13 protein-coding genes and 1 tRNA gene are annotated in these 14,183 nt (G+C 37.9%); 10 read left to right on the forward strand and 4 right to left on the reverse strand.

Annotated elements, in window-relative coordinates:
* Window positions 1-41: 41 nt before the first annotated feature.
* Window positions 42-117, forward strand: a tRNA-Ala gene (locus tag O1Q81_RS03965).
* A 75-nt stretch (window positions 118-192) separates the two neighbouring features.
* Here O1Q81_RS03965 and lnt read toward each other — a convergent pair.
* The 3 genes from lnt to infA form a co-directional block, all read right to left on the reverse strand.
* A complete protein-coding gene (lnt, locus tag O1Q81_RS03970) occupies window positions 193-1,725 on the reverse strand; it encodes an apolipoprotein N-acyltransferase (RefSeq protein ID WP_386696142.1) in 1,533 nt (510 codons plus the stop codon).
* A gap of 9 nt (window positions 1,726-1,734) precedes the next feature.
* Window positions 1,735-2,637, reverse strand: coding sequence for a CNNM family magnesium/cobalt transport protein CorC (gene corC, locus O1Q81_RS03975; protein WP_386698343.1), 903 nt, complete (start codon window positions 2,635-2,637; stop codon window positions 1,735-1,737).
* Window positions 2,638-2,792: 155 nt separating this feature from the next.
* The gene (gene infA / locus O1Q81_RS03980; RefSeq protein WP_132301427.1) at window positions 2,793-3,011 is read right to left on the reverse strand and encodes a translation initiation factor IF-1; all 219 of its coding nucleotides are present in this window, start codon (window positions 3,009-3,011) and stop codon (window positions 2,793-2,795) included.
* Between the two features lie 177 nt (window positions 3,012-3,188).
* Here infA and miaB point away from each other — a divergent pair, with 177 nt between their 5' ends.
* From miaB to O1Q81_RS04005, 5 genes are all read left to right on the forward strand, one after another.
* Window positions 3,189-4,613, forward strand: coding sequence for a tRNA (N6-isopentenyl adenosine(37)-C2)-methylthiotransferase MiaB (gene miaB, locus O1Q81_RS03985; RefSeq protein ID WP_386689662.1), 1,425 nt, complete (start codon window positions 3,189-3,191; stop codon window positions 4,611-4,613).
* Between the two features lie 151 nt (window positions 4,614-4,764).
* Window positions 4,765-5,424 (forward strand): amino acid ABC transporter permease, encoded by a 660-nt coding sequence (locus O1Q81_RS03990; protein WP_386689665.1) that lies wholly within the window; start codon window positions 4,765-4,767, stop codon window positions 5,422-5,424.
* Between the two features lie 3 nt (window positions 5,425-5,427).
* Window positions 5,428-6,096 carry an amino acid ABC transporter permease gene (locus O1Q81_RS03995; protein ID WP_386698345.1) on the forward strand — a complete coding sequence of 223 codons (669 nt, stop codon included), beginning with the start codon at window positions 5,428-5,430 and terminating at the stop codon, window positions 6,094-6,096.
* A gap of 12 nt (window positions 6,097-6,108) precedes the next feature.
* The gene (locus tag O1Q81_RS04000) at window positions 6,109-6,873 is read left to right on the forward strand and encodes an amino acid ABC transporter ATP-binding protein (protein ID WP_386690812.1); all 765 of its coding nucleotides are present in this window, start codon (window positions 6,109-6,111) and stop codon (window positions 6,871-6,873) included.
* 148 nt (window positions 6,874-7,021) lie between these two features.
* Complete coding sequence (locus tag O1Q81_RS04005) at window positions 7,022-8,326, forward strand: ATP-binding protein (RefSeq protein WP_386698347.1); 1,305 nt, start codon at window positions 7,022-7,024, stop codon at window positions 8,324-8,326.
* Window positions 8,327-8,345: 19 nt separating this feature from the next.
* Here O1Q81_RS04005 and O1Q81_RS04010 read toward each other — a convergent pair whose 3' ends face one another.
* A complete protein-coding gene (locus O1Q81_RS04010; RefSeq protein WP_386698349.1) occupies window positions 8,346-9,479 on the reverse strand; it encodes a glycerate kinase in 1,134 nt (377 codons plus the stop codon).
* A gap of 181 nt (window positions 9,480-9,660) precedes the next feature.
* Between O1Q81_RS04010 and O1Q81_RS04015 the strand changes: the two genes are divergently transcribed.
* The 4 genes from O1Q81_RS04015 (at window position 9,661) to lepB (ending at window position 14,183) form a co-directional block, all read left to right on the forward strand.
* On the forward strand, window positions 9,661-10,515 hold the full coding sequence (locus O1Q81_RS04015) for a cysteine ABC transporter substrate-binding protein (protein ID WP_386689676.1): 855 nt from the start codon (window positions 9,661-9,663) through the stop codon (window positions 10,513-10,515).
* 296 nt (window positions 10,516-10,811) lie between these two features.
* A complete protein-coding gene (grcA, locus tag O1Q81_RS04020; protein ID WP_386689679.1) occupies window positions 10,812-11,195 on the forward strand; it encodes an autonomous glycyl radical cofactor GrcA in 384 nt (127 codons plus the stop codon).
* 159 nt (window positions 11,196-11,354) lie between these two features.
* Window positions 11,355-13,148: a translation elongation factor 4 gene (lepA, locus tag O1Q81_RS04025; protein WP_386689681.1), complete on the forward strand. Its 1,794-nt coding sequence runs from the start codon at window positions 11,355-11,357 to the stop codon at window positions 13,146-13,148.
* A 12-nt stretch (window positions 13,149-13,160) separates the two neighbouring features.
* A complete protein-coding gene (gene lepB / locus O1Q81_RS04030) occupies window positions 13,161-14,183 on the forward strand; it encodes a signal peptidase I (protein WP_386698351.1) in 1,023 nt (340 codons plus the stop codon).

A 14,183-nucleotide genomic window follows, 5' to 3' on the forward strand; every position in this document is an offset into this window, starting at 1 on the left:
TTGACATAACACGTGGCGGAATTTATCATAACGCCACTTTCGGGGATATAGCTCAGTTGGGAGAGCGCTTGAATGGCATTCAAGAGGTCGTCGGTTCGATCCCGATTATCTCCACCAAATTTTAAAAACCCGTATCAATTCCTTGATACGGGTTTTTACTTTTACCATAATATAATGGTATGTCATGTAACTTCAGCCATGATTTAGTCGTGATGCTATTCTTTTCTGAATAAAATTACCTATAACTCGCAATAAAACAAATAATACTAACAATGCGTATAAAGGTTTATTGCCAAAAACAGCATAGGGTGTTTTTCCTATTGTTGGTGCGATTTTTTCAGTCAACGTAGTTTGCACAAACTGTGGTGCTTGGCGAATGACTTTTCCTTGAGCATCAATAAACGCAGTAACCCCCGTATTTGTTGCTCGAATCACTGGTTTAGCTAATTCTAACGCTCGCATTCTTGCCATTTGAAAATGTTGCCATGGACCATAACTATCGCCAAACCACGCATCATTAGAAATGGTTAAAATAAAATCAGTATCATCTTTTAAATTAGCCTGTAATTGGCTACTTTCGATAATTTCGTAGCAAATAGCCCCCATAAAACGGCGTTCCTTGCTGATTAAATTAGGTTGAATGTTATCACCACTTTGAAACGCCGACATGGGTAAATTAAATACTGAGCCAAGCGGTCGTAATAGGTTTTCTAAGGGTACATATTCGCCGAAAGGGACCAGATGATGTTTATTATAACGTTGAGCCGTAGTAGATGAATAATTGCCGTCAACTAATGCGATAGAATTAAATAATTTTCCGCTGGATTCATCACGGTGAACCGTACCGATCATAATATCTGTTTTTGAGTGTTGACTGGCTTGATTGAGTTCATCAAAAAATGGTTGAATGCTTTCTTCTAAGGCAGGTAATGCACTTTCTGGCAAGATAATTAAATCAGATTTGGCTAAATTAGGACGAATTAAATTGGCATAAATCTGTAAGGTAGATTGCAGATAATCAGGATCCCACTTTAAGGATTGTTCAATATTGCCTTGTGCCAGTGTAATCGTAATGGCTTTATTTTCCAGCGATGTGGCATAATTGGTTTTGGCAAAGGAAACTACGCCAGTAACGCTGATACCCAGTAGAATATTGAATAAAGCAAACTTGATTTTTTGTGGTTGTTGAGTGATAGCAGAAATAGCATTAAAAATAACCGCACTTAGCCATACTACAAAAAAGGTTAAGCCAGTGACACCAAAAATGGGGGCAATTCCTGCAAAAGGAGTATCAATTTGCGTATAGCCAAACTGTAGCCATGGGAAACCTGTAAATAACCAACCTCGTAGAAATTCGCTAAATGTCCAAATTGTGCCAAAAATAACAGGGCTTACGACTTTAAAACGTTGAACTAGATAGGTGAATAATAAGGGAAAAAGCGATAAATAACAGGCGAGAACGAAGACTAAAAAATAACTTAACCACAGGGGCGAGCCACCAAATTGATGAATACTGACGTGTAACCAGCTGGTCGCAATGCTAAAAAAACTTACTCCCCATAAAAAGCTGGCTTGAAGTGCGGTTTTTTTATGGGGATTTTTTGCCACATAGAGTAAACCCAGCATTGAGATGTAGGCAATTCCCCAGTAATCAAAAGGGGAAAAGGCAAATACACCGATTGAGCCTGTGATGAGGGCTATTAGATAAGGTAAAAATCTGTGTATCATAAGGGTTTATTCTTCTGTTTCATCTTGGCTAGCGTTGATGTTTTCAAGTTGTTCATCTGTCACTGTAACTCGCAACTGAATAATGCGACGACTATCCGCTGATGTCACTTTAAAATGAATATTATTCAGCGTAATTTCTTCACCTCGTTTTGGTAAATAACCAAAGGCTTGCATGATTACGCCACCGATAGTATCTACTTCTTCATCGGCAAAATTAGTGCCAAATTTTTGATTAAAATCATCAACATCAGTTAAAGCCAGCACTGCATAAGTATGGCGAGAAAGTTGGCGGATATTGGCAATCACTTCTTCTTCATCAAATTCATCTTCAATATCGCCGACAATTTGCTCTAAAATATCTTCAATCGTCACTAAACCTGAAATAGCACCAAATTCGTCCACCACGATTGCCATGTGAAAACGTTCAGTACGAAAATCTTTCAGCATTCGATCGACACGTTTACTTTCTGGCACAATCACAGCAGGGCGTAAAATCGCTTGCATATTGAATTCATCTGGCTGTTCTCGCAGAAATTGCAACAGATCTTTAGCGTGCAAAATCCCAAGGACATTATCTCGTTCGTTAGTGATGACGGGAAAGCGAGAGTGAGCCGTGTCAATAATGGTGTCAAGGCAACTTTCGAGATCTTGATCGTTTTCAATAAACACGATTTGAGCTCGAGGGATCATAATATCTCGCACCCGAAGTTCGGCGATTTCCATCACCCCTTCGATCATTTCACGAGTGTCTTGGTCGATAAGATCATTTTGCTCGGAATCTCGAATGACTTCGACTAATTCTTCACGGTTTTTCAGTTCGCCTTGAAAAAAGCGACCAAATAAGGATTGAAAGAAAGATTTTTTTTGAAAACTATCTGTTTGTGTTGTGTTATTCGAGTGTTCGTCCATAGTATTTTTATTGGTTTGATATTTGTACTGTTGAAATTAGCATATTTTGCATACAAAGAAAAGGTTAGCAGAACGAAAAGTGCGGTAGATTTTTAATGCGTTTTTGGCAAAAAACAAAAGCTCGAAATTTTCGAGCTTTGTTGGCTTGCGTGATATTATCTCGCACGGAAAATAATACGCCCTTTACTTAAATCATAAGGGGTCATTTCCACAGTAACTTTATCGCCAGTTAAAATGCGAATGTAGTTTTTACGCATTTTACCTGAAATGTGAGCGGTAACCACGTGACCATTTTCAAGTTCTACACGAAACATCGTGTTCGGCAAGGTTTCTAAAATGGTACCTTGCATCTCAATGCAATCTTCTTTAGACATTAATTGATTAATCCTTTTTTCTAAAATAAATACAAAAAACGTGCGGATTATACTATTTTGTTGCTTATTCTGAAAGCATTAATTTGATAAAATACGATTAAAACAGTACAATAGCCAGTTAATTGCCAATCAATTTTATGGCTTTATTAACGAATTTAATTTATACAGATTATAAAGATGACTCAAAAATTACATATTAAAACTTGGGGCTGTCAAATGAATGAGTATGACAGTTCAAAAATGGCAGATTTATTACTCAGCACGCACGGTCTGGAACTCACCGAAGAAGCGGAAGAAGCGGACGTGTTGTTGTTAAACACTTGCTCCATTCGTGAAAAAGCCCAAGAAAAAGTATTCCACCAGCTCGGGCGTTGGAAACAGCTGAAAAAACATAATCCGAATTTAGTGATTGGCGTGGGCGGTTGCGTGGCTTCGCAAGAGGGCGCTCATATTCGTGATCGTGCACCTTTTGTGGATATTATTTTCGGACCCCAAACCTTGCACCGCTTGCCTGAAATGATTAACCAAATTCGTGGTGGCAAAAGCTCTGTGGTGGACGTGAGTTTCCCTGAAATTGAGAAATTTGACCGTTTGCCTGAACCGAGAGCCGAAGGTCCAACGGCGTTTGTCTCGATTATGGAAGGTTGTAATAAATATTGTTCTTTCTGCGTTGTGCCTTATACTCGTGGTGAAGAAGTGAGTCGTCCAGTGGACGATATTCTGTTTGAAATTGCCCAATTAGCCGAGCAAGGCGTGCGTGAAGTGAACCTGTTAGGACAAAACGTGAATGCCTATCGTGGGGCAACCTTTGACGGTGAAATTTGTTCCTTTGCAGAATTGCTGCGTTTAGTGGCGGCGATTGATGGTATTGACCGTTTACGTTTCACCACCAGCCACCCGATTGAATTTACAGACGATATTATTGAGGTTTACAGCGATACGCCAGAACTCGTGAGTTTCTTGCATTTGCCTGTACAAAGCGGTTCGGATCGAGTATTAACCATGATGAAACGTAATCACACCGCATTGGAATATAAAGCGATTATTCGCAAACTGCGTAAAGTTCGCCCGAATATTCAGATTAGCTCGGACTTTATCGTAGGCTTCCCAGGGGAAACCGATCAGGATTTCGAAGACACGATGAACCTGATCGCTCAAGTGAATTTTGATATGAGCTTTAGCTTTATTTACTCTGCTCGCCCTGGTACACCAGCGGCAGATTTGCCTGATGATGTGAGTGAAGATGAGAAAAAACAACGCTTGTATCTGTTGCAACAACGTATTAATAACCAAGCCGCTCAATTTAGCCGAGCCATGTTAGGTACCGAACAGCGTGTGCTAGTTGAAGGACCATCTAAAAAAGACATTATGGAACTCACTGGCAGAACGGAAACCAACCGCATTGTGAATTTCAAAGGTACACCTGATATGATCGGCAAATTCGTGGATATTAAAATCACCGATGTCTATACCAATTCCTTGCGTGGTGATGTGGTTCGTACCGAAGATCAAATGGGCTTACGTGTGATTCAATCGCCACAAGCCGTGATTAATCGAACTCGTAAAGAAGATGAGTTAGGGGTTGGGTTGTACGCCGCTTAATTTTAAAAATTCTTCAGATTTAGACCGCACTTTTTTAACCAAAGTGCGGTGTTTTTATATCAAATTTATCTAAGTCATATCAAATCGTTCTTTTATCTGCCTAATTAAGCCATTATAATTTTAGCTATTTTAAATTCATTTCTTATTTTCTATGAACTGGCAATATATTTGGAACGCTGTTCCTCGTTTTATTGATGCAACTTTACTTACCTTGCATTTGTCCTTTTGGGCTATTGTATTGTCGGTGCTAGTCGGGTTGCTTTGTGCCGTGGTGTTAACCTACAAAATTCGTGGGTTGCAATGGCTGGTCAAAAGCTACATTGAACTCTCTCGTAATACCCCGTTGTTAATTCAAGTATTTTTTCTGTATTTTGGTTTATCCAAAGTAGGCATTAAATTAGATGGTTTTACCTGTGGGATTATCGGTTTGGCTTTTCTCGGGGGGAGCTATATGGCGGAAGCCATTCGGGGCGGATTGGAAGCCGTATCCAAAGGGCAAATTGAAAGTGCGTTAAGTATTGGGCTAACGCCTTTACAAGCCTTTCGCTATGTGATTTTTCCGCAAGCCTTTGCTATTGCCACACCAGCTGTGGGAGCGAACTGTTTGTTTTTAATGAAAGAAACATCGGTGATCAGTGCCGTTGCGGTGGCAGAATTAATGTTTTTGGCAAAAGATATTATCGGAATGGATTATAAAACTAACGAATCTTTATTTTTGCTCGTGGTATTTTATTTGATTATTTTATTGCCCGTGTCACTGTATATTCGTTATTTAGAACGCCGTTTGCGTCAAGCTAAATATGGAGCATAGTCAATGGGGTTGGGTATTTTATTTCAAGGCAGTAATTTAGAACGTTTGCTCGGTGGATTATGGATCACCGCTGAAATTGCCTTTGTGTCAGTGTTTTTTGCATGTATTTTAGGTGTCATTTTTGGTGTAGTGATGACTAGTAAAAACAAAACCGTGCATTTTTTGTGCCAACTATATTTAGAAGTGGTACGCATTATCCCCTTGTTAGTATTACTCTTTTTAGTCTATTTTGGGTTTGCTAAATGGTTTAATATTCACTGGAGTGGCGTTTGGGTGTGTATTGTGGTGTTTATTTTCTGGGGGGTAGCTGAAATGGGGGATTTGGTGCGTGGAGCATTAACTTCCATTGAAAAACATCAGATCGAATCCGCCTATGCTTTGGGTTTGAACAAACTGCAAACTTTTGTGTATATTTTATTGCCACAAAGTTTAAAACGCGTGACACCAGGGGCGATAAATTTATTTACCCGAATGGTAAAAACCAGCTCCCTTGCTATGTTAATCGGTGTGTTGGAAGTGATTAAAGTAGGGCAACAGATTATTGAAACATCACTATTTACTGATCCGTCCGCTGCTTTGTGGATTTACGGCGTTATTTTCTTTTTGTATTTTATTATTTGTTATCCATTGTCATTGTTTTCTAAATATTTAGAAGCAAAATGGAGCAATTAGGAATTTTAAATTATGGCATTATTAGATATTAAACAACTCGTCAAAAATTACGCTGAAGTTACCGCACTTCACGGCATCGATCTTTCCGTACAAAAAGGCGAAGTTGTGGTAATTCTTGGACCTTCGGGTTGTGGTAAGAGTACGCTACTACGCTGTATTAACGGTTTGGAAGAAATTAAAAGTGGTGAAATTCGATTAGAAAATAATGGTATATTAGGCAAAGACATTTCGTGGGTTAAAGCCCGTCAAAAAATTGGTATGGTGTTCCAGAGCTATGAATTATTTTCACATATATCAGTGATCGACAATATTTTGCTTGGTCCAATGAAAGTACAAAAACGCAAACGGGAAGATGTAGAAAGGCAAGCAGATAAATTGTTAAAACGGGTTGGCTTATTCGACCGCAAAAATGCCTTTCCACGCGAATTATCAGGCGGGCAAAAACAACGTATTGCTATTGTGCGTTCCCTTTGTATGAATCCAGAAATTATGCTATTTGACGAAGTTACTGCCGCCCTTGACCCTGAAATGGTGCGAGAAGTGTTGGACGTAATTTTAGGATTGGCTAAAGACGGTATGACCATGCTGATTGTGACTCACGAAATGGGCTTTGCAAAACAGGTTGCAGATCGTATTATTTTTATGGATAAGGGCGAAATTATTGAGCAATCTAAACCTGAATTTTTCTTTGCTAATCCAATCACAGATCGGGCAAAAGCCTTTTTGAATATTCTTAATTATGAGAAAAGTGCGGTGAATTATGAGGAGAATATTTAAAAAACGTCTGCTTATCGCATTTTTCCTTTGAAAAAGTGTAAGATTTACCATTTTTTCATTTGAAAAAATGTGAATTTTGTTGTTTTTTTCCTTTAAAAAAATGTTCTTTGCCTTATAATAAGGTCATTATTTAAGATGAGATTTTATTATGCAACGCCATTTTTTTAATCAGCTTACCCAATGGAAAAATCGTCCTAAACGTAAACCTTTGATTATTCAAGGGGCAAGGCAAGTGGGTAAAACTTGGATCATGCGACATTTTGGTGAACAAGCATTTGCTCAAGTCGCTTATGTTAATTTTGACAATAATGAACGCATGAAAAATCTGTTTTCAGGGGATTTTAATCTTGAACGTTTGATATTGGGATTAAAAATCGAAACAGGGGTGGATATTCAACCTGAAAATACCTTGCTCATTTTTGATGAAATTCAAGAAGTACCACAAGCCCTATCTTCACTCAAATATTTTTATGAAAATGCACCGCAGTTTTATATTGTGGCAGCGGGATCATTATTAGGCATATCTTTACATCATCAACAATTTTTCCCCGTAGGAAAAGTGGAATTTTTATCGTTGTATCCCATGGATTTTCACGAATTTTTATGGGCATTGGGTAAAAAAGATCTGGCTCAATTACTCCGATTACAAGATTGGGACTTAATCAAGGCGATGAAAACAAGCTATATTGATTTGTTGCGTCAATATTATTTTGTGGGCGGTATGCCAGAAGCCGTACAAACCTTTGTGGATACGCAGAATTTCAAACAAGTTCGTTTGGTGCAAAATCAGCTTTTAATGGCGTATGAACAAGATTTTTCTAAACATATTGTCGATGCACAAACGGTACAAAGAGTGCGAATGTTATGGCATAGTTTGCCTGTACAATTAGCTAAAGAAAATAAAAAATTCACCTACGCTCAAATGCAAAAAGGGGCGAGAAGTAAGGACTATGAAATTGCTTTGCAATGGCTGAAAGACAGCGATTTGGTGCATGTTGTGCCACGTATCAGTAAGCCACATTTGCCGTTAAATGCTTATCAAGATAATGCTTTCAAATTATTTAGTTTGGATGTGGGCTTATTGGCAGCACAAAGTCAACTGGACGAAAAAATCTTATTAGAGGGCAATCAGTTATTTATTGAATTTAAAGGGGCATTAACCGAGCAATATGTGTTGCAAGAATTATTGGTAAGTCAACCTTATGCTCCTTTTTATTGGGCAAGAGAAAACGGCACGGCGGAAGTGGATTTTGTGTTACAACAAGGGCAAGATATTATACCGATAGAAGTGAAAGCCGAAGAAAATTTGAAAGCCAAAAGCCTGCAAGTATATTGTGAAAAATATCAACCAAAACAAGCACTACGTTTTTCAATGGCAGATTATCGTGAGCAAGATTGGTTGACAAATGTGCCGTTGTATGCGATTAGTGAGTTGTTTAGAACAGAAAAATAGGGGAGAGATTCCCCTATTTTCATTCTTTTATCCGCCACAATCTCGCCACATTTTCTGCTGTTGAAATTAAGTTTTCACGCCCTGATTTCAAGATGTTTTCAAGGCTATCGACTTGCCGAATAATCGGAAAAACCGCATCAATACCGTAATCGTAAACTACATCATAATCTTTGCGTAAACAGCCTACTATAGCGACTACAGGTTTATTAAATCGTTTTGCGGTTTTGGATACGCCGATTGGGGTTTTGCCATGAATACTTTGCCCGTCCATTCGCCCCTCACCAGTAATTACTAAATCGGCATGTTGAATATAATCACTTAAATGCACGGCATCCATTACAATTTGTACACCTGCTTTGAGTTGAACATTCGGGAGTAACAATAAACCACCGCCCATTCCACCAGCTGCTCCCGCTCCAGCTTGATCTTGAATGTTTAGTCCAAGCTCTTTTTGCACGATTTGAGCAAAATGCAACAAGGCTTGATCTAATATTTTTACCATGTCAGGTGTTGCCCCTTTTTGGGGACCGAATACCGCAGATGCCCCGTTTTCACCACATAAAGGGTTATTGACATCACAAGCGACTTCAAATTTAACAGCTTGTAATTTTGGATTTAAATGACTTAAATTAATTTTAGCGATGTTAGCTAAATTTGCACCACCCAAGTTAATCTCATTTCCTTGAACATCTAAAAATTTTGCTCCTAAGGCTTGTAGCATACCAACACCACCGTCATTAGTTGCACTGCCACCGATGCCTAAAATCACTTTTTTTACACCGCAGTTTAAAGCCGCATTAATCAATTCGCCAGTGCCATAGCTGGTGGTGTAGAGAGGGTTGCGTTGTACTATGGGGACTAAATGCAAGCCAGAAGCTGCTGCCATTTCAATGAATGCCGTTTGTTTATCGCCTGATAAACCAAAAAAGGCGGAAGTTTTATTACCCAGTGGAGCAGTGACTTGCAGGTGGATTAACTCCCCTTCTGTGGCATCCACTAAGGATTGAACAGTACCTTCGCCGCCATCTGCCATGGGGATTTTGATATAATCCGCTTGCGGAAAGATTTTTTTAAAGCCTGTTTCAATGGCATTAGCCACTTCAAGAGCTGTTAAACTTTCTTTGAAACTATCAGGAGCGATGAGGATTTTCATATAATTTTTACAAAATGCGAATGAACATAAAAACAATATAACAAAATTTTTAGCAATAGAAAAAAATTATGTCTGTTATTCCAAAAACATATATTAAATAATGATTTGTTCTTTCCTTTTTTAGGAAAACTCTTTTTATAATCATTTTCACCAAATCATTTTATTTAAAAAAGGATCATTTATGAAAAATTTCAAAAAAATCACCGCACTTTTAGCGACTTTATTGTTAGCTATAGGGGTTACTGCTTGCGATAATCAAGAGCAAGCTAAACAAGAACCAACTAAAGTTTCTGCGGTAGATCGTATTAAACAAGCTGGTAAAGTACGTATCGGTGTATTTAGTGATAAACCACCTTTTGGTTACGTGGATAAAGACGGTAAAAGCCAAGGTTTTGATGTGGAAATTGCGAAAGACTTAACCAAAGATTTACTCGGTGATGAAAACAAAGTGGAATTTGTGTTAGTCGAAGCTGCCAACCGTGCGGAATATTTACTGTCTAATAAAGTGGATATTATTTTAGCCAACTTTACTGTGACACCTGCTCGTCAAGAAGTCGTGGATTTTGCTAAACCTTATATGAAAGTAGCCTTAGGTGTCGCCTCAAAAGAGGGAGCGGTAATCTCTGATGTGAAAGAATTAGAGGGTAAAACCTTAATCGTCAATAAAGGCACAACAGCGGATGCGTTTTTCACTAAAAATTACCCAAATATTCCATTATTAAAATTTGAACAAAATACCGAAACTTTCCAAGCATTAGTGGATGGGCGTGGTGATGCGTTAGCTCACGATAATACTTTGTTATTCGCTTGGGCAAAAGAAAACCCAGGCTTTACTGTCGGCATTAAATCGTTAGGTGATCAAGACACTATTGCAGCTGCGGTGCGTAAAGAAGATAAAGATTTGTTGGAATGGTTAAACGCTGAAACAGAAAAACTAGCAAAAGATGGTTCATTAAAACGTGCTTATGAAAAAACCTTATTACCAATTTATGGTGAAACGATTAGCGAGAAAGATATTTTAGTAGAATATCCATAAATCGAATTGAGAGCGATTAGGTTAAATGATTTAAAGATCAGTTTTCTAATTAAAATTGATCTTTTTAATTATGATACATCATTATTTTGTTAAACATTGAATAGTAAAATGTTAATGAAATGTTATCATAATTTATTATTTAGCCTAATAATGTTGAAATAAATCAAGTTATCTTAATTTATATGGCAGATTGTCTTGATTTTGGTCAAAAATAGTTGAAAGTATCAAATTTTTTGATAAAATTTGTATATCTTTACGATTTAGTTATTAAATAAACAGCCAAATGGAGGCACTTTATGATTAAAGGTATTCAAATTACTCAAGCAGCGAATGACAATTTATTAAACTCATTCTGGTTATTAGATAGCGATAAAGGTGAAGCACGTTGCTTATGTGCAAAAGGTGGATTCACTGAAGACCAAATCGTGGCAGTAAACGAATTAGGTAAAATCGAATATCGTGAATTACCAGTTGACGTTGCTCCAACTGTAAAAGTGGAAGGTGGTCAACACTTAAACGTAAACGTTTTACGCCGTGAAACCTTAGAAGATGCAGTTAAACACCCTGAAAAATATCCACAATTAACTATTCGTGTTTCAGGTTATGCAGTACGTTTTAACTCATTAACACCAGAACAACAACGTGATGTTATCACTCGTACTTTCACTGAAAGTCTATAATTTGTTTTTCTAAAACAATATTCAACACCCCGATCTTTTGATTGGGGTGTTTTTTTCAAAATTCCTTTGGAATTTTCACCGCACTTCTAGCTTACAACGCCTATTTCAGGTACAATTCCCCGATTATCTTTTTAGGAATTTATTATTTAATTATTTTATATGCAAAATATTCGTAACTTTTCTATCATCGCTCATATTGACCACGGAAAATCGACCCTTTCTGACCGTTTGATCCAAACTTGTGGCGGTTTATCCGATCGTGAAATGGAAGCTCAGGTATTGGATTCCATGGATCTTGAACGTGAACGTGGAATTACTATCAAAGCCCAAAGTGTAACCTTAAACTATAAAGCCAAAAATGGTGAAACTTATCAATTAAACTTTATTGATACTCCAGGACACGTTGACTTTTCTTATGAAGTTTCTCGTTCTTTAGCCGCTTGTGAGGGGGCATTATTGGTGGTCGATGCGGGGCAAGGGGTAGAAGCTCAAACCTTAGCCAACTGCTACACAGCGTTGGATATGAATTTAGAAGTGGTACCGATTTTAAATAAAATTGATTTACCAGCAGCTGAACCAGAACGTGTGGCAGAAGAAATTGAAGATATTGTGGGAATTGATGCTATTGATGCAGTTCGCTGTTCAGCCAAAACTGGCGTTGGGATTGAAGATGTATTAGAAGAAATTGTAGCAAAAATTCCAGCACCAGAGGGTGATCCGAATGCACCATTGCAGGCATTAATTATTGACTCGTGGTTTGATAATTATTTGGGCGTTGTTTCGCTTGTTCGTGTAAAAAATGGCTCAATTAAAAAAGGCGATAAAATCAAAGTAATGAGTACTGGGCAATCTTATCAAGTGGATCGCCTTGGGATTTTTACGCCAAAACAAGTAGATACTACTGAGCTAAAAACAGGCGAAGTAGGTTGGGTAGTTTGTGCGATTAAAGATATTTTAGGTGCACCAGTAGGGGATACTTTAACTCACCAACACCATTCCGCTACAGAAGTCTTACCTGGTTTTAAAAAAGTGAAGCCACAAGTTTATGCAGGATTATTCCCGATTAGTTCGGACGATTATGAAGCGTTCCGTGATGCGTTAGGCAAGTTAAGCCTAAATGATGCTTCGTTGTTCTATGAACCTGAAAATTCCACCGCACTTGGTTTTGGTTTCCGTTGTGGTTTTTTAGGTTTACTTCACATGGAAATCATTCAAGAACGTTTAGAGCGTGAATACGATCTTGATTTGATTACCACTGCACCTACCGTAGTGTATGAAGTTGAACTCACTAATGGCGATGTTGTCTATGTTGATAGCCCAGCGAAGTTACCGCCATTAAGTAATATTGCTGATATTCGTGAACCGATTGCGGAATGTAATATGCTTGTGCCTCAGGATTATTTAGGTAATGTAATCACTCTTTGTATTGAAAAACGTGGGGTGCAAACCAATATGGTGTATCATGGTAATCAAATTGCATTGACCTATGAAATTCCGATGGGGGAAGTGGTACTTGATTTCTTTGATCGTTTAAAATCTACCTCTCGAGGTTATGCTTCGTTAGATTATGGCTTTAAACGTTTCCAATCTGCTAATATGGTGCGAGTGGATATTATGATTAATGGTGATCGTGTAGATGCTCTGGCATTAATTGTACATAAAGATAATGCTGCCTATCGTGGACGTGAATTAGTGGAAAAAATGAAAGAATTAATTCCTCGTCAGCAATTTGATATTGCTATTCAAGCTGCCATTGGTAATCAGATTATTGCTCGTTCTACCGTAAAACAGTTGCGTAAAAACGTGTTAGCAAAATGTTATGGTGGGGATGTAAGCCGTAAGAAAAAACTGTTGCAGAAACAGAAAGAAGGTAAAAAACGTATGAAGCAATTAGGTAATGTGGAAGTGCCACAAGAGGCATTTTTGGCGATTTTACACGTTGGAAAAGACTAAATAAGGGAAACTATGTCAAAACTTTTTCTACCGATTTTATTAGTTGTAGGCTTTGCTGTTTGGAAAGTGTTAGATTATCTACAGTTACCAAATACATTTTCAATTTTATTAATTTTATTCACCGCACTTTCTGGCGTATTGTGGTGCTATCACCGTTTTTCGGTGTTACCGCATCGTCGCCGTCAAATTGCACGCACTGAACAGCGTACAGGACAAGTATTAAGCGATGAAGAAAGAGCCAAAATTGAGCCGATTGGTGAGGGCGAAGAATTTATTTCATCTTTATTTCCTGTATTGGCGTTCGTATTAATTCTGCGTTCTTTTCTATTTGAACCGTTTCAAATTCCGTCACAATCCATGGAACCAACTTTACGTGTAGGCGATTTTATTTTAGTAGAAAAATATGCTTATGGTGTTAAAGATCCAGTTTTCCAAAATACTTTGATGGAAACAGGCAAAGTGCAACGTGGAGATATTGTAGTGTTTAAAGCCCCACCTCAACCGAATGTGGATTATATTAAACGTGTAATCGGGATTGGTGGCGACCGAGTGCTTTATAATGAGTTAGAAAGAAAATTAACCATTATTTATAGTAAGAATGGCAAGCCATGTGAAGAAGATTGTGAAAGCAAAGAATTTGCTTATTCTAAGCCACAACAAAATGATGAATTTAAGGCAATTATTGGTAGAAATCCAGATGGTAGCTTTATTTATGGTCCGAGTATGCTCGAACTGACCGAAAGCGGGGATGTAAGCCACCAAATTCATTGGTTCCCTGAGCCTATTTCAGAGGGCTATCGTTATAAAGATTATGTTAAACAAGAATATTATGTGACTGAATGGGTAGTGCCAGCAGGACAATATTTTATGATGGGCGATAATCGTAATATGAGTGAAGATAGCCGTTTCTGGGGCTTTGTGCCAGAGAAAAATATTGTGGGTAAAGCCACTTATATTTGGTTAAGTTTAGATAAAAAACCAAATGAATGGCCAACGGGTATTCGTTCAGAACGTTTATTTACAAAGATTCAATAA

Source organism: Lonepinella sp. MS14436, from assembly GCF_042470565.1.
Taxonomy (GTDB): Bacteria; Pseudomonadota; Gammaproteobacteria; order Enterobacterales; family Pasteurellaceae; genus Lonepinella.